General features: G+C 70.3%; 24 protein-coding genes. 5 read left to right on the top strand and 19 right to left on the bottom strand.

Annotation, left to right across the window (positions count from 1 at the left end; translation table 11 throughout):
• Nucleotides 1–5: 5 nt before the first annotated feature.
• The 15 genes from ABZZ04_RS21880 to rpsJ form a co-directional block, all read right to left on the bottom strand.
• Nucleotides 6–191 carry a type Z 30S ribosomal protein S14 gene (locus ABZZ04_RS21880; RefSeq protein WP_003948630.1) on the bottom strand — a complete coding sequence of 62 codons (186 nt, stop codon included), beginning with the start codon at nt 189–191 and terminating at the stop codon, nt 6–8.
• 2 nt (nt 192–193) lie between these two features.
• Nucleotides 194–751, bottom strand: coding sequence for a 50S ribosomal protein L5 (gene rplE, locus ABZZ04_RS21875; RefSeq protein ID WP_189544134.1), 558 nt, complete (start codon nt 749–751; stop codon nt 194–196).
• Nucleotides 751–1,074, bottom strand: coding sequence for a 50S ribosomal protein L24 (rplX, locus tag ABZZ04_RS21870; protein ID WP_073786786.1), 324 nt, complete (start codon nt 1,072–1,074; stop codon nt 751–753). The genes rplE and rplX overlap by 1 nt, the downstream gene beginning before the upstream one ends.
• Nucleotides 1,075–1,076: 2 nt before the next feature.
• Nucleotides 1,077–1,445: a 50S ribosomal protein L14 gene (rplN, locus tag ABZZ04_RS21865; protein ID WP_003966950.1), complete on the bottom strand. Its 369-nt coding sequence runs from the start codon at nt 1,443–1,445 to the stop codon at nt 1,077–1,079.
• A gap of 109 nt (nt 1,446–1,554) precedes the next feature.
• A complete protein-coding gene (gene rpsQ, locus ABZZ04_RS21860; protein ID WP_030977953.1) occupies nt 1,555–1,839 on the bottom strand; it encodes a 30S ribosomal protein S17 in 285 nt (94 codons plus the stop codon).
• Entirely contained in the window at nt 1,839–2,063 is a 225-nt protein-coding gene (gene rpmC / locus ABZZ04_RS21855) for a 50S ribosomal protein L29 (protein WP_014047786.1), read from the bottom strand. Before rpmC ends, rpsQ begins: the two co-directional genes overlap by 1 nt.
• Nucleotides 2,063–2,482, bottom strand: a complete 420-nt coding sequence (gene rplP, locus ABZZ04_RS21850) for a 50S ribosomal protein L16 (protein WP_072485538.1) — start codon at nt 2,480–2,482, stop codon at nt 2,063–2,065. The genes rpmC and rplP overlap by 1 nt, the downstream gene beginning before the upstream one ends.
• 5 nt (nt 2,483–2,487) lie before the next feature.
• Complete coding sequence (gene rpsC, locus ABZZ04_RS21845) at nt 2,488–3,327, bottom strand: 30S ribosomal protein S3 (RefSeq protein WP_148838707.1); 840 nt, start codon at nt 3,325–3,327, stop codon at nt 2,488–2,490.
• Nucleotides 3,327–3,674, bottom strand: a complete 348-nt coding sequence (gene rplV / locus ABZZ04_RS21840; RefSeq protein ID WP_004571827.1) for a 50S ribosomal protein L22 — start codon at nt 3,672–3,674, stop codon at nt 3,327–3,329. The genes rpsC and rplV overlap by 1 nt, the downstream gene beginning before the upstream one ends.
• Before the next feature lie 43 nt (nt 3,675–3,717).
• Entirely contained in the window at nt 3,718–3,999 is a 282-nt protein-coding gene (gene rpsS, locus ABZZ04_RS21835) for a 30S ribosomal protein S19 (protein WP_093540761.1), read from the bottom strand.
• 12 nt (nt 4,000–4,011) lie between these two features.
• Nucleotides 4,012–4,848 carry a 50S ribosomal protein L2 gene (gene rplB / locus ABZZ04_RS21830; RefSeq protein ID WP_072485540.1) on the bottom strand — a complete coding sequence of 279 codons (837 nt, stop codon included), beginning with the start codon at nt 4,846–4,848 and terminating at the stop codon, nt 4,012–4,014.
• Nucleotides 4,849–4,887: 39 nt separating this feature from the next.
• Nucleotides 4,888–5,211, bottom strand: coding sequence for a 50S ribosomal protein L23 (gene rplW, locus ABZZ04_RS21825; RefSeq protein WP_148838706.1), 324 nt, complete (start codon nt 5,209–5,211; stop codon nt 4,888–4,890).
• On the bottom strand, nt 5,211–5,861 hold the full coding sequence (gene rplD / locus ABZZ04_RS21820; RefSeq protein ID WP_327369309.1) for a 50S ribosomal protein L4: 651 nt from the start codon (nt 5,859–5,861) through the stop codon (nt 5,211–5,213). The genes rplW and rplD overlap by 1 nt, the downstream gene beginning before the upstream one ends.
• Before the next feature lie 4 nt (nt 5,862–5,865).
• Entirely contained in the window at nt 5,866–6,510 is a 645-nt protein-coding gene (rplC, locus tag ABZZ04_RS21815; RefSeq protein WP_356933861.1) for a 50S ribosomal protein L3, read from the bottom strand.
• Nucleotides 6,511–6,523: 13 nt separating this feature from the next.
• The gene (gene rpsJ, locus ABZZ04_RS21810; RefSeq protein ID WP_003948644.1) at nt 6,524–6,832 is read right to left on the bottom strand and encodes a 30S ribosomal protein S10; all 309 of its coding nucleotides are present in this window, start codon (nt 6,830–6,832) and stop codon (nt 6,524–6,526) included.
• Nucleotides 6,833–7,403: 571 nt separating this feature from the next.
• Between rpsJ and ABZZ04_RS21805 the strand changes: the two genes are divergently transcribed.
• The 5 genes from ABZZ04_RS21805 (at nt 7,404) to ABZZ04_RS21785 (ending at nt 16,050) form a co-directional block, all read left to right on the top strand.
• Nucleotides 7,404–9,074: an RNA ligase family protein gene (locus tag ABZZ04_RS21805; RefSeq protein WP_356933860.1), complete on the top strand. Its 1,671-nt coding sequence runs from the start codon at nt 7,404–7,406 to the stop codon at nt 9,072–9,074.
• Between the two features lie 20 nt (nt 9,075–9,094).
• Nucleotides 9,095–11,386, top strand: coding sequence for a poly(A) polymerase (locus ABZZ04_RS21800; protein WP_356933859.1), 2,292 nt, complete (start codon nt 9,095–9,097; stop codon nt 11,384–11,386).
• Between the two features lie 364 nt (nt 11,387–11,750).
• Nucleotides 11,751–13,763, top strand: coding sequence for a PIG-L family deacetylase (locus ABZZ04_RS21795; RefSeq protein WP_356933918.1), 2,013 nt, complete (start codon nt 11,751–11,753; stop codon nt 13,761–13,763).
• A gap of 147 nt (nt 13,764–13,910) precedes the next feature.
• Complete coding sequence (locus tag ABZZ04_RS21790) at nt 13,911–14,636, top strand: trypsin-like serine protease (protein ID WP_356933858.1); 726 nt, start codon at nt 13,911–13,913, stop codon at nt 14,634–14,636.
• Nucleotides 14,637–14,949: 313 nt separating this feature from the next.
• Nucleotides 14,950–16,050 (top strand): MerR family transcriptional regulator, encoded by a 1,101-nt coding sequence (locus ABZZ04_RS21785; RefSeq protein ID WP_356933857.1) that lies wholly within the window; start codon nt 14,950–14,952, stop codon nt 16,048–16,050.
• A gap of 141 nt (nt 16,051–16,191) precedes the next feature.
• Here ABZZ04_RS21785 and tuf read toward each other — a convergent pair whose 3' ends face one another.
• From tuf to rpsL, 4 genes are all read right to left on the bottom strand, one after another.
• Nucleotides 16,192–17,385, bottom strand: coding sequence for an elongation factor Tu (gene tuf / locus ABZZ04_RS21780; RefSeq protein WP_356933856.1), 1,194 nt, complete (start codon nt 17,383–17,385; stop codon nt 16,192–16,194).
• Nucleotides 17,386–17,545: 160 nt separating this feature from the next.
• Nucleotides 17,546–19,672 carry an elongation factor G gene (gene fusA, locus ABZZ04_RS21775; RefSeq protein WP_356933855.1) on the bottom strand — a complete coding sequence of 709 codons (2,127 nt, stop codon included), beginning with the start codon at nt 19,670–19,672 and terminating at the stop codon, nt 17,546–17,548.
• Nucleotides 19,673–19,710: 38 nt separating this feature from the next.
• The gene (rpsG, locus tag ABZZ04_RS21770; RefSeq protein ID WP_072485550.1) at nt 19,711–20,181 is read right to left on the bottom strand and encodes a 30S ribosomal protein S7; all 471 of its coding nucleotides are present in this window, start codon (nt 20,179–20,181) and stop codon (nt 19,711–19,713) included.
• Between the two features lie 2 nt (nt 20,182–20,183).
• Nucleotides 20,184–20,555, bottom strand: a complete 372-nt coding sequence (gene rpsL / locus ABZZ04_RS21765; protein WP_003948652.1) for a 30S ribosomal protein S12 — start codon at nt 20,553–20,555, stop codon at nt 20,184–20,186.
• Between the last annotated feature and the right edge of the window lie 357 nt (nt 20,556–20,912).

Below are 20,912 nucleotides of genomic sequence, written 5' to 3'. Positions count from 1 at the left end.
GAGAGTTACCAGGAGCTCTTGGTCACGCCCGGCAGCTCGCCACGGTGAGCCATCTCACGGAGGCACACGCGGCACAGGCCGAACTTGCGGTAGACGGAGTGGGGCCGGCCGCAGCGCTGGCAGCGGGTGTACCCGCGGACGCCGAACTTCGGCTTACGGGCGGCCTTAGCGATCAGAGCCTTCTTCGCCACGGTCAGTTCTCCTTGAACGGGAAGCCGAGGTGACGAAGGAGGGCACGACCCTCGTCGTCGTTGGTCGCCGTGGTGACCACGGTGATGTCCATGCCCCGGACCCGGTCGATCTTGTCCTGGTCGATCTCGTGGAACATGACCTGCTCCGTGAGACCGAAGGTGTAGTTGCCACGGCCGTCGAACTGCTTCGGCGACAGACCGCGGAAGTCACGGATACGCGGCAGCGCGAGCGACAGCGTACGGTCCAGGAACTCCCACATCCGGTCACCGCGGAGGGTGACGTGGCAGCCGATCGGCTGGCCCTCGCGCAGCTTGAACTGCGCGATGGACTTGCGGGCCTTGGTGACGGCCGGCTTCTGGCCGGTGATCGTGGTGAGGTCGCGCACGGCGCCGTCGATCAGCTTGGAGTCGCGGGCGGCGTCGCCCACACCCATGTTGACCACGATCTTGACCAGGCCGGGGATCTGCATGACGTTCTCGTAGGAGAACTCCTCACGCAGCTTGCCGGCGATTTCCTCGCGGTACTTCGTCTTGAGACGCGGAGTGGTGGTGGTAGCCATCAGATGTCCTCACCCGTCCGCTTGGCAACGCGGATCTTGTTGCCTTCGTCGTCGAAGCGGTAACCGACGCGCGTGACGACCTTCTTGCCGTCCTTCTCCACGACGAGCTGAACGTTGCTCACGTGGATCGGGGCCTCGGTCGTGACGATGCCACCGGTCTGCGAACCGCGAGCGGTCTGACCGGCCTTGGTGTGCTTCTTGACCCGGTTGACACCCTCGACGAGGACACGGTCCTGAGCCGGGTAGGCCACGATGACCTTGCCCTGCTTGCCCTTGTCCTTGCCGGTGATGACCTGTACCAGGTCACCCTTCTTGATCTTCATGCTTACAGCACCTCCGGCGCGAGCGAGATGATCTTCATGAACTTCTTCTCGCGCAGCTCCCGGCCCACCGGGCCGAAGATGCGGGTGCCGCGGGGGTCGCCGTCGTTCTTCAGAATGACGGCGGCGTTCTCGTCGAAGCGGATGTACGAGCCATCCTGACGACGACGCTCCTTGACGGTGCGAACGATGACGGCCTTGACGACGTCACCCTTCTTCACGTTGCCACCGGGGATCGCGTCCTTGACGGTGGCGACGATGACGTCACCGATGCCCGCGTAGCGGCGACCCGAACCACCGAGAACACGGATGGTGAGGATTTCCTTCGCACCCGTGTTGTCGGCGACGCGAAGTCGCGACTCCTGCTGGATCACGTCTATCTCCTGATCGTCTGCCGGTTCCCGACGGGGAGCTCCGTGAATGACTTACGGAGCTCCCCGCCGAGCCTGGCGGAACTTGCCTGAGGGGAATGCCCCTCAGGAATTACTTGGCCTTCTCGAGGATCTCGACGACGCGCCACCGCTTCGTGGCGGACAGCGGCCGGGTCTCCATCAGGAGGACGCGGTCGCCGACACCGGCGGCGTTCTGCTCGTCGTGCGCCTTGAGCTTGTTCGTACGGCGGATGACCTTGCCGTACAGCGCGTGCTTGACACGGTCCTCGACAGCGACGACGACGGTCTTGTCCATCTTGTCGCTGACGACCAGACCCTCACGGGTCTTGCGGAAACCGCGGTCGGTGTTCGTCTCAGTCACAGTCTTCTCGCTCATCAGACGCTCTCCACCGTCTCGATGCCCAGCTCGCGCTCGCGCATCAGGGTGTAGATCCGGGCGATGTCCTTACGGACGGACTTGAGCCGACCGTGGTTCTCGAGCTGCCCGGTCGCCGCCTGGAAGCGGAGGTTGAACAGCTCTTCCTTGGCCTCGCGGAGCTTGTTGAGCAGCTCCTCGTTGCCCAGCTCGCGCAGCTCGGACGCCTTGGTTCCGGCCGACATCACGCCTCACCTGCCTCGCGCCGAACGATGCGGCACTTCATCGGAAGCTTGTGAGCAGCGCGGGTGAGCGCCTCACGAGCAATCTTCTCGTTCGGGTAGGACAGCTCGAACATCACCCGACCGGGCTTGACGTTCGCGATCCACCACTCGGGAGAACCCTTACCGGAACCCATGCGGGTCTCGGCGGGCTTCTTCGTCAGGGGGCGGTCCGGGTAGATGTTGATCCAGACCTTGCCGCCACGCTTGATGTGGCGGGTCATCGCGATACGAGCTGCCTCGATCTGGCGGTTCGTCACGTACGCCGGGGTCAGCGCCTGGATGCCGTACTCGCCGAACGCAACCTGCGTGCCACCCTTGGACATACCGCTGCGCTTCGGGTGGTGCTGCTTGCGGTGCTTGACCCTACGGGGGATCAGCATTTCGGTCAGGCCTCCGTTCCGGTGCTCTCGGCGGCCGGAGCGGCAGCGGCGGGAGCCTCGGCCTTGGGGGCCTCGGCAGCCGGGGCCGACTGCTGCTGCGGCTTGCGGCCGCGACCGCCACGCTCGCCACCGCGGCCACGACCGGCCGGACGGTCGGCGCCGCCACGGGCCGGGCGGTTGCCGGCGCGGGCAGCGGCGTTCTCGGCGCGGACCTCGGCGATGTTCTTGACGTCGCCCTTGTAGATCCAGACCTTCACGCCGATGCGGCCGAAGGTCGTCTTGGCCTCGAAGAAGCCGTAGTCGACGTTCGCGCGGAGGGTGTGCAGGGGCACACGGCCCTCGCGGTAGAACTCCGAGCGGGACATCTCGGCGCCGCCGAGGCGGCCACCGCACTGGATCTTGATGCCCTTGGCGCCGGCCTTCATCGAGGACTGCATGCTCTTGCGCATGGCCCGACGGAAGGAGACGCGGGAGGAGAGCTGCTCGGCGACGGCCTGGGCCACCAGCTGGGCGTCCACCTCGGGGTTCTTGACCTCGAGGATGTTCAGCTGGACCTGCTTGCCGGTCAGCTTCTCCAGCTCGCCGCGGATGCGGTCGGCCTCGGCGCCGCGGCGGCCGATGACGATGCCCGGACGAGCGGTGTGGATGTCAACGCGGACGCGGTCGCGGGTGCGCTCGATCTCCACCTTGGAGATGCCGGCCCGCTCCATGCCCTTCGTCATCATGCGACGAATGGCGACGTCTTCCTTGACGTAGTCCTTGTACAGCTTGTCGGCGTACCAACGGGACTTGAAGTCCGTGGTAATGCCGAGCCGGAACCCGTGCGGGTTTACCTTCTGGCCCATTACCGGGTTCCTTCCTTGCTGCTGACGACCACGGTGATGTGGCTGGTCCGCTTACGGATCCGGTAGGCACGGCCCTGGGCACGCGGACGGAACCGCTTCAGGGTCGGGCCCTCGTCCACGTACGCCTCGCTGATGACCAGCGAAGAGGCGTCGGTGTGGTCGTAGTTGTGTGCGGCGTTGGCAATGGCGCTGTCCAGCACCTTGCCAACCGGCACGCTCGCGGCCTGCGGGGCGAAACGCAGGACCGCCTGAGCCTCCGTGGCATCCATGCCACGGATGAGGTCCACCACGCGGCGGGCCTTCATGGGCGTGACGCGGATGTACCGCGCCTGGGCCCTGGCTTCCATGGTTGTCCCTTCGGTGTAAGTCATTAGTCGTTCCACTCCGCGATTAGCGGCGCTTCGACTTCCGGTCGTCCTTGACGTGGCCGCGGAAGGTGCGAGTCGGCGAGAACTCGCCGAGCTTGTGGCCGACCATCGACTCGGTGACGAACACCGGGACGTGGATCTTGCCGTTGTGCACCGCGATGGTGTGACCCAGCATGGCCGGGACGATCATCGAGCGACGGGACCAGGTCTTGATGACGTTCTTGGTGCCTGCCTCGTTCTGAACTTCCACCTTCTTGATGAGGTGGCCGTCGACGAAGGGCCCCTTCTTGAGACTGCGCGGCATCTAAACCCGCTCCTAGCGCTTCTTGTTCGTCTTGCGGCGGCGGACGATGTACTTGTTCGATGCCTTCTTCGGCGAACGAGTACGACCCTCCTTCTGACCCCACGGCGAGACCGGGTGGCGACCACCGGAGGTCTTGCCCTCACCACCACCGTGCGGGTGGTCAACCGGGTTCATCGCGACACCGCGGACGGTCGGGCGGACGCCCTTCCAGCGCATGCGGCCGGCCTTGCCCCAGTTGATGTTCGACTGCTCGGCGTTGCCGACCTCGCCGATCGTGGCGCGGCAGCGGGCGTCGACCAGGCGGATCTCACCGGACGGCATGCGGAGGTGGGCCATGGTGCCCTCCTTCGCCAGCAGCTGCACGGAGGCACCCGCGGAACGGGCGAACTTCGCGCCGCCGCCGGGCCGCAGCTCGATGGCGTGGATGGTCGTACCGACCGGGATGTTGCGCAGCGCCAGGTTGTTGCCGGGCTTGATGTCGGCGGCCGGGCCGTTCTCGACACGGTCGCCCTGCGACAGACCACGGGGGGCGATGATGTAGCGCTTCTCGCCGTCCGCGTAGTGCAGGAGCGCGATGCGCGCGGTGCGGTTGGGGTCGTACTCGATGTGCGCGACCTTGGCCGGCACGCCGTCCTTGTCGTGACGACGGAAGTCGATCACTCGGTAGGCGCGCTTGTGGCCACCGCCCTGGTGGCGAACGGTCACACGACCGGCGTTGTTACGGCCGCCCTTGCTGTGCAGGGGGCGGACCAGCGACTTCTCCGGCGTGGACCGCGTGATCTCGACAAAGTCGGCGACGCTGGAGCCACGACGGCCCGGGGTCGTCGGCTTGTACTTGCGGATACCCATTTCTCAGTCCTCGTCCGATTCCGGACGACTCGACCTCCGTCAGGAGGTCGGGCCGCCGAAGATGTCGATACGGTCGCCCTCGGCGAGGGTCACGATGGCGCGCTTCGTGTCGGCGCGCTTGCCGAAACCGGTGCGGGTGCGCTTGCGCTTGCCCTGCCGGTTGATCGTGTTGACCCCGGTGACCTTGACCGAGAAGACCGCTTCCACGGCCTGCTTGATCTGGGTCTTGTTGGAGCCGGGCGCGACGATGAACGTGTACTTGTTCTCGTCGAGCAGCGCGTAGCTCTTCTCGGAAACAACCGGCTTGACGAGAACGTCGCGCGGGTCCGTGAAGGTCTTGCTGGTAACGGTCGCCTCGCTCATCAGGCGTCGCTCCCTTCGGTCTCAGCGGTCTGGGGGCCAGACACGAAGGACTCGAAGGCGGCCTGGGTGAAGACCACGTCGTCAGAGACGATCACGTCGTACGTGTTCAGCTGGCCCGGCTCCAGGATGTGCACCTGGGGCAGGTTGCGGGCGGACAGCCACGCGGCCTCGTCGGCGCGGTCGACGACCAGGAGCAGGTTCTTGCGCTCCGAGATCTTGCCGAACAGCGTCTTGGCGGCCTTGGTGGAGACGGCACCCTCGACCACGCCGGTGACGACGTGGATGCGGGAGTGACGGGCCCGGTCCGAGAGGGCACCGCGCAGGGCGGCGGCCTTCATCTTCTTCGGGGTCCGCTGCGAGTAGTCACGCGGCTGCGGGCCGTGGACGACGCCACCGCCGGCGAACTGCGGCGCGCGGGTCGAGCCCTGGCGCGCGCGGCCGGTGCCCTTCTGGCGGTACGGCTTGCGGCCACCACCACGGACCTCGCCGCGGGTCTTGGTCTTGTGCGTGCCCTGACGGGCAGCTGCCAGCTGGGCGACGACGACCTGGTGGATCAGCGGAACGCTGGTCTTGGCGTCGAAGATCTCCGCGGGGAGCTCGACGGTACCGGCCTTGTCGCCTGCCGGCGAAAGGATGTCAATGGTGCTCATTACCTCAAGCCCCCTTGGCCGCGGTACGGACCAGGACGAGGCCGCCGTTCGGACCGGGGACTGCGCCCTTGATGAGGAGCAGACCCTTCTCCGCGTCAACCGCGTGGATGGTCAGGTTCTGGGTGGTGACACGCTCGTTGCCCATGCGACCCGCCATGCGCATGCCCTTGAAGACACGGCCGGGAGTGGCACAGCCACCGATGGAGCCAGGCATGCGGTGCACACGGTGGGCACCGTGGGACGCCTTGCCGCCCTTGAAGTTGTGACGCTTCATGACACCGGCGAAGCCCTTGCCCTTGCTCTTGCCCGTGACGTCGACCTTGACGCCGGACTCGAACACCTCGGCGGTGACTTCCTGGCCGAGCGTGTACTCGCTGGCGTCGGCGGTGCGGAGCTCCACCAGGTGGCGGCGCGGGGTCACGTCGGCCTTGGCGAAGTGGCCCTTGAGGGGCTTGTTCACCTTGCGGGGGTCGATCTCGCCGAAGGCGATCTGGACTGCCTCGTAGCCGTCGGTGTCGTTGGTGCGGACCTGGGTGACGACACAGGGCCCGGCCTTGACGACGGTCACCGGGACGACCCGGTTGTTCTCGTCCCAGACCTGGGTCATGCCGAGCTTCTCGCCCAGGACGCCCTTAATGTTCTTAGCCATCTCGCGCGTCACCTCAGAGCTTGATCTCGATGTCGACGCCCGCCGGCAGGTCGAGGCGCATCAGCGAGTCAACCGTCTTCGGCGTGGGGTCGAGGATGTCGATGAGGCGCTTGTGCGTGCGCATCTCGAAGTGCTCGCGCGAGTCCTTGTACTTGTGCGGCGACTTGATGACGCAGTACACGTTCTTCTCAGTGGGCAGCGGCACCGGGCCCGCGACCGACGCACCAGTGCGGGTCACCGTCTCGACGATCTTCTTCGCCGAGGAGTCGATGACCTCGTGGTCGTAGGCCTTGAGCCGGATGCGGATCTTCTGTCCCGCCATGGCTACTAGTAGTCCTGTCTCTCGCTAACGCTCTGGCCACCCGGGGGCTCTGACGACTCCGTCTCCGACCCACGCGGTCGGGCGTGTCGCATCCCCTCTACGCAGATCTCCCGAAGGATTTCCCAACCAAGGGGGTGCGGGCCCGAGGACCGCAGGACCGGGGGCGGAACACCCACCGGGTGCCTGGCCGGTGCCCCGCTGACGCTTCCCGGAAGATTCCCGTACGTCCGACCCGCAAGGGGTCGACGAGTACTGTGGGACTCGCTTCCGGTCCTCCCGGCGGGAGGCGCGCAGCATTGACACTCAACCGAGCAACCTGGTCAGTGTGCCATACGGGGCGCGGGCCTGGCCAATCGGGCGGAGGATCTTACCCCGCGTGGTCGCCCGGTCAAACGCGGGCACGCGGCGGTGCGCACGGAGACTCCGCTTCCGCCGGCCGCGCCGGGGGTCACGGCCGCCGCTCCCCCGCCCGCACGGCCCGCCGCCGCTCCCGGAAATCCGGTCGAGCACCGCGCCGCCCCGCCCCTACAGTGACCGGTCGGGCACACCGTCGTCACCAGGGGCTTCCATCATGCGTACGCACTATCCGCGCACCGCGCACCTGCCCTGGTCCCCCGGGGCCACCTCGGACGACGTGCGGATCGCGGACCTCTCCGGGCTGACCGGCCGCGAGGTCGTCGTCACCGAGAAGCTGGACGGCGAGAACACCACGCTCTACCCCGACGGGCTCCACGCCCGCTCCCTCGACTCCGCCCACCACCCCTCACGGGGCTGGGTGAAGGCCCTCCAGGGCCGGATCGGGGCCCGCATCCCCGCCGGGCGGCGGATCTGCGGCGAGAACGTGTTCGCCCGTCACTCCCTGCCGTACGACGGCCTGGAGAGCTACTTCTACGGCTTCTCCGTCTGGGACGGGGAGCGGTGCCTGGACTGGGACCGGACCGTGGCGTTCCTGCGCGACCTGGGGATACCGGTGCCGCCCGTGCTGTGGCGCGGGGTGTTCGACGCCCGCGCCGAGAAGGCCCTGCGGGCGCTGCGGCCGGACACCGGGCGGCAGGAGGGGTACGTCGTGCGCCCCGCCGACGGCTTCGACGCCCCGGACTTCGGCCGCCTGGTCGCGAAGTGGGTGCGCCCCGGCCATGTACGGACCGACACGCACTGGATGCACGCCGCCGTGGTGGAGAACGGGCTCGGCCCGGCCGCCGCCCTGTGGGCCGTACGGTCCGGGGCCCCGGTCGACGCGGCGGCGCTGGCCGCCGCGACGGGCACGGAGGCGGGGGACGCCGGGGCCGCCCGCGCGACGGCCGCGGCCCTCGACGCGGCGGGCCGCACCGGCGACGACCGGCTCGCCGGGGTGCTGGCCGCGCTGCTGCGCCGTTCGCCCCGTGCCGCGCTGGCGCCCGCGCTGGCCCGGACGGTGGGGATGCCGCTCGCCCGGCGCGTCGCCGACCTCGTCGGGCTCCACCCCTCGCTGCACCGCCCTTACCCGGACGAGGAGCGCCGCACGGGCCTGGTCCGGATGTCGTTCGCCGCCGATCTGCCGCTGCTGCACACCCTGGCCGCCGCGGTCGCACAGGACGACGGGGCCCGCGAGCAGGTGGAGTGGTCGGCGCTGCACGCGGAGGAGCTGCGGGAGCCCGAGGGGCTGCGGGAGGTCTTCGCGGACCTGGCGCCGGACGCCGCCGACCGCTGTGTGGCGCAGGCCCGCGAGGCGTACGCGCTGGGCCGGGTCGCCACCGCCGAGGAGGCGGTCGCGGCGACCTGGCGGTGGCGGTCGGGGGACTTCCCGCGCCTGGTCCACCTGGTCGGCCCGTCCGGCAGCGGCAAGAGCACCTTCGCCCGCGGCCTGCCCGGGGTCGGCGCGTACGTCTCGCTGGACGACCTGCGGCTGGCCCGGGGTTCGCGCGCCGACCAGAAGGCCAACGGCGAGGTGCTGCGCGAGGGGCTCGACCGGCTGGACGCCGCGCTCGCCGCGGGCGGCACGGTCGTCTGGGACGCCACCTCGCTCAACGTGCACCAGCGTTCCCTGGTGCACGCGGTCGCCCGGCGCCGGGACGCGCTGCTCACGCACGCCGTGGCCCTGGTCGACGAGGCGGAGCTGCTGCGCCGCAACGGCCGGCGCGACCACCCGGTGCCCCCGGAGGTACTGGCCTCCCAGCTGCACCGGTTCGTCCCCCCGTACCCCGGCCAGGCGCACCGCACCTGGTACGTCGGCGCGAGCGGAACCGTGGAGGACAGGGCGTAGCGATGGAGGGCAGGGCGTAGATGCGTACCAGCGAGGAGATCTACCACCGGGTCCGCTGGGACACCAGGTTCGACCCGGCGCGCTTCGTGATGGGCGTGGCGCAGCGCGGGACGGTGCCCAAGCGGGTGCCGCTGCCCCGGTTCACGCCGGGCGGGGACATCCCCTGGCACCGGGTGCTGTTCTTCGAGGCGGACGGCGAGGTGGTGTGGGACCGGTCCTCGGGGGTGGACCGGATCGACGCGACGGACGCCGGACGGGTGCGCGCCCCGCGCCGGCTGCCGTCCCCGTACTTCACCTCCCGCGCGCCGCACGCGTACTCCGCCTCGCGGGCCGCCTGGACGCCGGTGCCCGAGGACGCGCCCGCGCCCCCGCCGGCCTCCGGTCCCCCGGCCCTGCTGACCTGGAACACCCTCTGGGACCGCTACGACAGCGACCGCATCGACACCGCCCGCCGCAGGCCGCTCCTGCTCGACGCGCTGCAGGCCGCGGACGCCGACGTCATCGCCCTCCAGGAGGCCGAGCCCGCCCTGCTCGCCCTGCTGCTGGCGGCGCCGTGGGTCCGCCGGGACTACACGTTCTGGGCCGATCCGGCGGGCCGGGACGTCGCCGACTGCGGTCTGCTGCTGCTCAGCAGGCTTCCGGTGCGGGAGGCGGGGCTGCACGCGCTCGGCCCGCACAAGGCGGTCGCGGCCGTCGTCGTGGAGACCTCCGAGGGGCCCTTCACGGTCGCGGTCACCCATCTCAGCAGCGACCACTCGTCGAACGGTGCCGCCCGGCGCGATGCCGAACTGACCGATCTGGCAACGGGGTTGGCGGCGGTCGAGGGCGACGTGGCACTGCTCGGCGACTTCAACGACGGCGGGGACACCCCGCAGGAGCGGCTGGGGATGGCGGACGCCTGGAGCCGGGTGCACGGCGCCGGTGACCGGACGCCGACCTTCGACCCCTCGGTCAACCCGCTGGCCGCGGTCTCCTCGCTGACCGGGCGCGCGTCCCGGCTGGACCGGGTGCTGCTCCGTTCGGAGCGGCTGCGCCCGGTGTCGGCGGTGCTGCTGGGCGACACGGCGGCGCCGGACGGGCTGTACGTCTCGGACCACTTCGGGGTCCGGGTCGAGCTGGCCCGCATCGCCGCCGGGGCGCCCGAGGCCGGTGATTCGGCGGAGGCGGAGACGGAAGCGGAGACGGAAGCTGCCGTCGCCGCGGAGGGCGCGCTCGCGGCGGAGATCGTGCGCCGGGTGGCCGCCGCCCTGCCCGAGGCCCGCGTCCACCTGGTCGGTTCGCGCCGGACGGGGTGCGCGCTGCCCGGCGCCGACGTGGACCTGGTCGCTGCGCTGCCGGGCGACGGGGACCTGCCGGGGGTGCGGGCGCGCTTGGCCGCCGCGCTGCCGGAGGCCGCCGGGGTGCGCGAGGTGACCGGGGCCCGGGTGCCCGGTCTGCGCTTCGAGGCGGACGGGCTCGGGGTGGACCTGGTGACCGTCGCGACGGGCGACGTGCCCCCGGCCGAGGCGGTGGCCTGCCGCACCGAGGCGGGTGCGGCGGCGGCCGTCGCGCTCAGCGCGGTGAGCGACGCGGACGCCGTGCTCGCGGCGGCGGACCCGCACCGGGAGGCGTTCGTCCGGCTCGCCCGCGACGTGAAGGCGTGGGCCCGGGCGCGCGGCCTGGACTCCGCCCCGTGCGGCGGGCTGCCCGGCCTCGCCTGGTCGGTGCTCGCGGCCCGTACCGCCCGCGAGTCGGGCGACCTGCCGCCGCTCGCCCTGCTGCGGCACTTCTTCGCGACCTGGGCGGCGTGGGACTGGGACCGCCCGGTCGGTGGCGACCGGCCTTCCGGCGACGCCGACGGGCGCCCCCTCACCGTGCTGACCCCGACCGCCCCCGTGCGTTCCTGCACCGCACAGGTCTCGGCGGCGGGCCGCGACCTCGTCACCGAGGAACTCTTCCGCGCCTGGGAGGTCCTGGACTCCGCCGCCGACTCCGGCCCCGTACCGCGTTCCCTGCTCTGCGCCCCGCCGCCGCTGCGCGAACGGCACGCGGCCTGGGCGGTCGTCCCGGTGCGGCGGGGCGCGGACGAGGGCCGCTTCCGGGGCCGCCTCCTGGCCCTGCTCGCCGCCCTCGCCGACGCGGGCTCCCCGGACGCCCACGCCTGGCCCCGGCCGTACGCCGTCGACGCCTCCCACGTCCAGTACGCCATCGGCCTCGGCCGCACCCCGCCCGACGCGTCACGGCTGGCGGAGATCGGCGGCGAACTGCTGCGCGGCATCCCGGGGGCGGAACTGCGCCGGGCGGACGGGGGCGAGGTACGGGGCCTGCGGTGAGTACCGGCCCGCGCGGGGCCGGGTAACGGCGTCCGGTAGAGACTTCCGCCGACAGCGACGAGCCCCCGGTCCGCACCGGCCGGGGGCGGGGCCCGGTCACGCCGGTGGACATGGTCCGAGAAGTCACCCGAACCGGATATTCCGCTTGTGTCCCGTCCCACGGCCCGGACCAGGCAACCCTCCCCCGTCGATCTCCGTCTATCCCCCCGCGGCAACCGCTCACCCCCCTCCGGCGGTCCGCACGCGAATCGGCACGCAGCACAGGGTCGCCCGGCCGCCCGCTGCGGGGGAACGGACGGAGCACGGTGTGACGGATCGACCCTTGTCGCGCGCATCCCGCACGGGAACGACGCGGCGCACCCTGATGACGGCGGCGGTCGGCGCGACCGGACTCGCGGCCCTCACCGCCTGCGCGACGCCCTCCTCGCCCCGCCGTCGCGACCCGGCCGCGAACCCCCTGCCCGGCCTGCCGATCAGCACCGCGCACCCGGCCCTGATGATGCAGTTCCTCGCCCACCCGGACGACGACCTGTACTTCATGAACCCGGACACCCAGCAGGCCCTGGACGCCGGTACGCCCCTCGTCTGCGTCTATCTGACCGGCGGCGAGGCCGACGGCGTCAACCGAATACCCGGCCGCCCCACGCCCCCGCCCGACAAGGCCGCGTACTCCTCGTCCCGCCACCAGGGGCTCCGCCAGGCGTACGCGACCCTGCTCGGCCTCGACCGGTTCACGGCGTGGGACAAGTCCGTCGTCGAACTGCACGACGGCCACCGCGCCGAGATCAACACCCTCTCCTCCGGCGGCCGCAGGGTCGAGCTGATCTTCCTCAACACCGCCATGCACACCTCGTACGGCCGTCTCGGGCTGCCCAGCCTCTGGCAGGACCGACGGCTCGTCCTGCGCACCGTCGTCGCCGACGACTCCCCGCTGACGAAGGCGGGCTCGTACACCTACGACGGGCTGATCGACGTGCTGGTCGGGCTCCTGGACCGGTACCGGCCCAGCGTCGTGCACACCCTGGACCCGGACCCGGACATCCAGCACAGCAGCGAGGCCGTCCGCCGCCGGGACAGCGAGCAGCCGGGCTACTCCGACCACCCCGACCACACCGCCGCCGCGTCGTTCACCTGGGCGGCGCTGATCCGGTGGGTGGCGCGGTCCACCCGGGACGGCGGCGGGGTACCGGCCTTCACCACCACGTCGTTCCGGGCGTACTACAACCGGCACTGGCCGAAGAACCTGCCGCCCGCGGTGCTGGCCGAGAAGGCCTCGCACCTGGTGCCCTACGGCGGCTCGGTGGACTGGCGGTGCGGCAACCCCGCGGGCTGCGGGGACTACAACGTGGGCGGCGACCGGCCGTTGACCAACCGCAAGGGGTGGGTGCGGTCCACCCACCACCGCCACCCGGGCCCCCGGGCGCGGGTCGCCGCCGGGGCGGACGGCCGGCTCACCCTGTACGGGGTGCTGGGGCTGCGCGCGGCCCGGTGGCGCGAGAGCGCGCCCGGCAGCGGGCTCTTCGAGGCGGCGGACGACCTCGGCGGCGGTCCGCTCGCCCCGGTGCTGGGCTCGGCGGCGACGGCGGACGGGCGGCACCTGCTGTTCGGGCTGCGGTTCGCGGCGCTCGGCGGGCACGGCTCGGACAACGAGCGCGAGATCGTGCTGCTGGAGCAGGGCGCACCGGGCGGCCCCTTCCGCGCCTGGCGCGGGCTCGGCAACCCCTCCGCCGGGGCGGACCACGGGCGGCGGATCGGCGTGCCCGTCGCCGTGGCGGCCCCGGACGGCCGCGTCCACCTCTTCGTACGGAACGCGGAGAAGGGGCTGAGCACCCGGGTGCGCGACGCGGGGTCCGGGCGCTGGAGCGAGTGGCGCGATCTGGGCGGCGGCGAGGTGCAGGACGGGCTGACCGCAGTCGTGGACACGGCGGGGTGCGTCCATGTGTACGCGGCCGGGCACCACTTCGTGCACCACTGGACCCAGGACACCCCGGACACCGACGTCACCGCCCGTGCCCAGTTCACGGACGCTCCCACACCGGCGCACGCCCCCGGCGCGCTCCCCGCGCCGGACGGGTCCGTGGAGCTGTACTACCGGCCCGCCGCACGGTCGGAGCTCGCCGTCGTACGGTCCGGCGGCGGTCCCGCGCCCCGCTTCGGGGGGTACGGTCCGGTGACCGCCGCCGCCGCGCCGGGCGGCCCGGTCCTGCTGGGCCGGACCACGGAGGGCCGCATCCGGCTGCGGACCGCCGCGGGCTCCGCCGTACGGTCGCGGGGGCCGGTCGCCCTGGATGGCACCGCGCTCCACGTCGGCGCTGACGGGCGGCCGGTCGTCGTGGGGGTCGGGGCGGACGCCGCACCCTGGGCGTGGCGCCCGTAGAGGTGGGCGACTCCCCCCAACTGCCGTTCCATAAGGCCGCGTTATTCCCAAACGCTAGTACCTCTGCCTCGTCGCGCTCCGGCACCCTGTTGCCCACCATCCCCCATGGACACGCCAACCCCAGCGTGTCGCGCGAAACGAGGAAGCATGCGTATATCCAGGCTCGTGCCCGCTGCCGCCGCCGCAGCGGCCTGTGTCCTCGCCCTCTTCGCACCGTCCGCGTCGGCCGCCCCGGAGCCCCCGCTCCAGGACTCCCCGCCGCCCACCACCCAGATCATCGGCGGCGGCCAGGCGACCAACGCCCCCTGGGCCGCCCGTCTCTTCTCGAACGGCAGGGAGACCTGTTCGGCGACGATCATCGCGCCGACCTGGATCCTCACCGCCAAGCACTGTGTCGCCGGCGGCGGCCTGTCGTTCCGCATCGGCAGCCTCGACCAGCACAGCGGCGGCGTGGTCGCCAACGGCGCCCAGACCTACACGCACGGCTCGGACCTGGCACTGGTGCGCCTGGACCGTTCCGTGCAGGCGACCTACTCCCGCCTCGGCTCGCCCGGCTCGGTGAGCATCGGGCAGAGCGTCCAGGTCTGGGGCTGGGGCGCCACCTCGCAGTGCGGCTCCGAGGCCAACTGCCAGTCGCGCTACCTGAAGGTCGCCAACGTGACGGTCACCGGCGGCTGCAGTGACGCGTACGGCGGCTCGGCGATCTGCGCCCGGCGCGGCAACGGCATCACCGCGGGCGGCGACTCCGGCGGCCCGATGACCGCGAACGGCATCCAGGTCGGCGTCGCCTCCACCAGCGACCGGCAGACCACGACCGCGTACACGAACGTCACCGCGTACCGGTCCTGGATCCAGTCGATCGCGGGCGTCTGACCGACGCCGCCGACCGGGACGACGGGCACCTGACCGGCCCGCCGTCCCCGTGAACCGCAGGGCCCCGGTACCTCGCCGCTCCGAGGTGCCGGGGCCTGCGCCCGTTCCTGGCCCCGCGCGATCCGTACCGCGTCGACGGGGGTGCGGACGTGCGGCTTGCCGACCGTCGACGAGAACCGGTTGCGTATGGTGCCGACGCCGGGGAACAGCTCGGCGACGATCCCCGGGAGTGCGCCCCGGCGGCCCCGGCGCCCGGCCCCCGGTCCGGGCCGCGGTTGACCCTCGACCTGGTCAAGGGCCCAGAGTTCCGGACGTGGAGAACGACATGCGCAGCATCGGCGAGATGGCCCGTGACAGCGGACTGGGCGTGAGCGCCCTGCGGTTCTACGACGGGGCCGGCGTGCTGGTCCCGGCCCGGGTGGACCCGGACAGCGGCTACCGCTGGTACGGGCCCGAACAGCTCGCGGAGGCCGTGCTGCTGGCCGGGCTGCGCCGGACCGGCATGCCGCTGGCGGACGTCCGGCTGGTGCTGGCCGGGTGGTCCGCCGCCGACACCGAACTGATCCGGACGCTGCTCCGGACGCATCTGCACCGGCTCGAAACAGGTCTGTCCGATGCCCGCGCCGAGTTCTCCCGGATCCGAGCCGTACTCGAACGCAGGGAGAACCCCATGGCCTCGCCCCACTCCACGACGCTCCGGTCGACCGTCTCCGGCCCCGGACTGGCCGCCGCCCTGGACGCGGTCCGTTTCGCCGTGGGCACCGACCCCGAGCTCCCCATGCTGCACGGCGTGCTGTTCGACTTCGAGGACGACGGGCTCCGGGTCGTGGCCACCGACCGCTACCGGCTGGCCGTCGCGCGCACCGGTGCGACCGGGCACGAGGGTCCCGGTGCACAGGTCGTCGTGCCGTCCCCGCTCGTCGACGCGATGCGGGCGCTGCTCACCGACGACGCGGCCACCCGCCTCACCGTGGACGGCGACCGCGTGGCCCTGGAGGCGGGCGACCGCCAGGTGGCGGGCCAGTGCCTCGACCACGGCTTCCCCGACCACCGCCGCCTCGTCCGCCTGCCGGCCGGGCGCCGGGTGACCGTCGACGTCCCGGCCCTCCGGCAGGCCGTCGAGAACGGCCCCGTCCATACGGACGACACGGCCCGCGGACAGGACGGGCCGCACGGCGGGATCAGCCTGCTCACGCTGGCCGACGACGGCACCGTGACCGTCCACGAGGAGGCCGACGGCCACCGGGACGACGTCATCGCCCTCAACCGGGAGTTCCTGCTGCACGCCCTCGCCGCCGGGGCCCGGGACCGGCTGGTCCTGGAGCTGGGCACGCCGACCGCCCCCGTCGCGATCCGCCGGACCGACTCCGAGGACACCTTCTCCCTGCTGATGCCCGTCCGGCTGGACGACTGACCCGGGGCCCGGCATCCGGCACCCCTGCCCACCGCGGAAAACCCCCGGACACACCGAAGGGCCCCGGTCCACCGCTCGCGCGGCGGGCCGGGGCCCTTCTTGGTGCTCTGTACGGAGCAACCAGGTCAGACGGTCAAGTAATTACTTGACGATCTTGGTGACCTGGCCGGCGCCCACGGTCCGGCCACCCTCACGGATGGCGAACTTCAGGCCCTCCTCCATGGCGACCGGCTGGATCAGCTGGACCGACATGACGGTGTTGTCGCCCGGCATGACCATCTCGGTGCCCTCGGGGAGGGTCACGACGCCGGTCACGTCCGTGGTACGGAAGTAGAACTGCGGGCGGTAGTTGTTGAAGAACGGGGTGTGACGGCCACCCTCGTCCTTCGACAGGATGTAGGCCTGGGCCTCGAACTCGGTGTGCGGCGTGACCGAACCGGGCTTGATGATGACCTGGCCGCGCTCGACGTCCTCGCGCTTGATGCCACGGAGGAGCAGACCGACATTCTCACCGGCCTGGCCCTCGTCGAGCAGCTTGCGGAACATCTCGATGCCGGTGACCGTGGTGGTGGTCTTCTCCTGCTTGATACCGACGATGTCGACGGTCTCGTTGACCTTGAGGACACCACGCTCGATACGACCGGTGACGACGGTGCCACGACCGGTGATCGTGAAGACGTCCTCGATCGGCATCAGGAACGGCTTGTCGACGTCACGCTCGGGCTGCGGGATCGCCTCGTCGACGGCGGCCATCAGGTCGAGGACCGACTGGCCCCACTCCTTGTCGCCCTCGAGCGCCTTGAGCGCGGAGACCTTGACGACCGGAACGTCGTCGCCCGGGAACTCGTACTCGGAGAGGAGCTCACGGACCTCGAGCTCGACGAGCTCCAGGATCTCCTCGTCGTCCACCATGTCGGCCTTGTTCAGGGCGACGACGATGTACGGAACGCCGACCTGGCGGGCCAGGAGCACGTGCTCCTTGGTCTGCGGCATCGGGCCGTCGGTGGCGGCGACCACGAGGATGGCGCCGTCCATCTGCGCGGCACCGGTGATCATGTTCTTGATGTAGTCCGCGTGACCCGGGCAGTCGACGTGCGCGTAGTGACGCGACTCCGTCTGGTACTCGACGTGCGCGATCGAGATGGTGATACCGCGCTGGCGCTCCTCGGGAGCCTTGTCGATCTGGTCGAAGGCCGAGGCCTCGTTCAGGTCCGGGTACGCGTCGTGCAGCACCTTGGTAATGGCGGCCGTGAGGGTCGTCTTACCGTGGTCGATGTGACCGATGGTGCCGATGTTGACGTGCGGCTTAGTCCGCTCGAACTTCGCCTTCGCCACTGGGTCCTCCTGTGGAGTGGTTCTGTACGCCTTGCTTCATCGGCGCCAGGTGATCTTTGCTGGGATGCCGGGCCCGGGGGCATTCAACACATTGCTTTCGCTCTGCGAGGAATGCCCCACCAGGCTCCGGTGACAAGCCTAAAGCGTGAGCTCGGGAGAGTTACTCGCCCTTGGCCTTCGCGATGATCTCCTCGGCGACGTTCCGCGGAACCTCGGCGTAGGAGTCGAACTGCATCGAGTAGCTTGCGCGACCCGAGGTCTTGCTGCGGAGGTCTCCGACGTAGCCGAACATCTCCGAGAGGGGCACGAGGCCCTTCACGACGCGAGCGCCGCTGCGCTCCTCCATGGCCTGGATCTGGCCACGGCGGGAGTTGATGTCGCCGATGACGTCACCCATGTAGTCCTCGGGCGTGGTGACCTCGACGGCCATCATCGGCTCGAGGAGAACCGGGGACGCCTTCCGCGCGGCCTCCTTGAAGGCCTGCGAACCGGCGATCTTGAAGGCCAGCTCGGAGGAGTCGACCTCGTGGTAGCCACCGTCGAGAAGAATGACGCGGACGCCCGTCATCTCGTAGCCGGCCAGGATGCCGAACTGCATGGCTTCCTGGGCACCCGCGTCCACCGAGGGGATGTACTCCCGGGGGATGCGGCCACCGGTGACCTTGTTGACGAACTCGTACGAGGCCTCGCCGCCCTCGATGGGCTCGATCGCGATCTGCACCTTGGCGAACTGACCGGTACCACCGGTCTGCTTCTTGTGGGTGTAGTCGACGCGCTCGACGGTCTTGCGGATCGTCTCGCGGTACGCGACCTGCGGCTTGCCGACGTTCGCCTCGACGCGGAACTCGCGCTTCATGCGGTCGACGAGCACCTCGAGGTGAAGCTCGCCCATACCGCCGATGACGGTCTGGCCGGTCTCCTCGTTGGTGTGCACCTGGAAGGAGGGGTCCTCCTCCGAGAGACGCTGGATGGCGACACCCAGCTTCTCCTGGTCACCCTTGGACTTCGGCTCGATCGCGACCTCGATGACCGGCGCCGGGAAGTCCATGGACTCCAGGATCACCGGGTTCTTCTCGTCGCAGAGCGTCTCACCGGTGGTGGTCTGCTTCAGACCCATGACGGCGATGATGTCGCCGGCGCCCACCGACTCGATCTCCTCACGCTTGTTCGCGTGCATGCGGTAGATCTTGCCGATGCGCTCCCTCTTGCCCTTGACGGAGTTCAGCACCGAGGTGCCGGACTCCAGGCGGCCCGAGTAGACCCGGACGAAGGTGAGCTTGCCGAGGTGCGGGTCGCTCATGATCTTGAACGCCAGCGCCGCGAGGGGCTCCTCGTCGGACGGCTTGCGCTTGACGACGACCTCGGCGTCCTTGACGTCCTGGCCCTCGATGGCCTCGACGTCCAGGGGCGAGGGGAGGTAGCGCACGACGGCGTCGAGCAGGGGCTGAACGCCCTTGTTCTTGAACGCGGTGCCGCAGAACACCGGGGTGACGGTCGTCTCGCCGCCCTTGCCGGAGTTGATGGTGATGCGACGGATGCCCTCGTAGAGCTGCTCCACGGAAGGCTCTTCGCCCTCCAGGTAGAGCTCCATGAGCGCCTCGTCGTTCTCCGCGGCGGCCTCGAGGAGCTTGCCGCGGTACTCCTCGGCCTGCTCCGCGAGCTCGGCCGGGATGTCGACGATGTCGTACGCCTCGCCCTTGGTCGCTTCCGCGGGGTAGACGAACGCCTTCATCGTCACGAGGTCGACGACACCCGTGAAGTCGGCCTCGGCACCGATCGGGAGCTGCATGACGATCGGGGTCGCGCCGAGGCGGTCCGTGATCATCTCGACGCAGCGGAAGAAGCTGGCACCGGTACGGTCGAGCTTGTTGACGAAGCAGATGCGCGGCACGCCGTAGCGGTCCGCCTGACGCCAAACGGTCTCGGACTGCGGCTCGACGCCCGCGACACCGTCGAACACGGTGACGGCGCCGTCGAGGACGCGGAGCGAACGCTCCACCTCGACGGTGAAGTCGACGTGACCCGGGGTGTCGATGATGTTGATGGTGTGGTCAACATCGTTGAGCGGCCAGTGGCAGGTCGTCGCGGCGGACGTGATCGTGATGCCGCGCTCCTGCTCCTGCTCCATCCAGTCCATCGTGGCAGCGCCGTCGTGGACTTCACCGATCTTGTACGAAACGCCGGTGTAGAACAGGATCCGCTCGGTGGTGGTCGTCTTGCCCGCGTCGATGTGGGCCATGATCCCGATGTTGCGGACCTTGGCCAGGTCAAGCGAAGTGGTGGCCATAAGGCTCAGTCTTCTCTCGGTCTCGATGTGGGTAGCGACTACCAGCGGTAGTGCGCGAAGGCCTTGTTGGACTCGGCCATCTTGTGGGTGTCCTCACGCTTCTTGACGGCAGCGCCAAGACCGTTGGAGGCGTCGAGCAGCTCGTTCATGAGGCGCTCGGTCATGGTCTTCTCGCGGCGGGCGCGGGAGTAACCCACGAGCCAGCGCAGCGCGAGGGTGGAGGCGCGACCGGGCTTGACCTCGATCGGCACCTGGTAGGTGGCGCCACCGACACGGCGGGACTTGACCTCGAGCGAGGGCTTGACGTTCTCAAGCGCGCGCTTCAGCGTGATGACCGGGTCGTTGCCGGTCTTCTCGCGGAGGCCCTCCATGGCGCCGTACACGATCCGCTCGGCGGTGGAACGCTTGCCGTCCAGCAGGATCTTGTTGATCAGCGAGGTGACAAGAGGAGAGTTGTAGACCGGGTCGATGATGACCGGGCGCTTCGGGGCAGGGCCCTTACGAGGCATTCTTACTTCTCCTTCTTGGCGCCGTAGCGGCTGCGGGCCTGCTTGCGGTTCTTGACACCCTGGGTGTCAAGGGAGCCGCGGATGATCTTGTAACGAACACCCGGCAGGTCCTTCACACGGCCACCACGCACGAGCACGATGGAGTGCTCCTGCAGGTTGTGTCCCTCACCCGGGATGTAGGCCGTGACCTCGATACCGGAGGTCAGACGCACACGCGCGACCTTACGGAGCGCCGAGTTCGGCTTCTTCGGGGTGGTCGTGAACACACGCGTGCAGACGCCGCGGCGCTGGGGCGAACCCTCGAGTGCGGGCGTCTTGTTCTTCTCGACCTTGTCCTGCCGGCCCTTCCGGACCAGCTGCTGGATCGTAGGCACTACTTCTCCGGTTTCTGTGTGCCGTTCGTGAAACTAACCTGGAACGTCACCGACCCACGCGGTCGGGTGTGTCGAATGCTGCGGACTCCTGCCGCAAGGCAGAAGGAGCGCAGATCACGGTGGCCCCTTGACGGACTCGCCATGCGGTTGAGGACACGCACACGAGCCCGGGCACACCCCAGGCACAAGGTCTGAGCGTACCTACCTCACCGACTCCGGTCAAAACAAATGCTGTCCACCGGGACACGCCGGACCCCGGGACACACCGCGGGCGGAATCGAGACAGGGGGCGGCGGGCGGACGGCAGGAATACGACCTCGCCGGTACGGGCACGGACGTTCTCAGTACATTGAACCG

Source organism: Streptomyces sp. NPDC006435 (assembly GCF_040612315.1).
Classification (GTDB): Bacteria; Actinomycetota; Actinomycetes; order Streptomycetales; family Streptomycetaceae; genus Streptomyces.
Note: the sequence above shows the minus strand (reverse complement) of the source record. Positions and strands in the feature narration are given on the sequence as shown.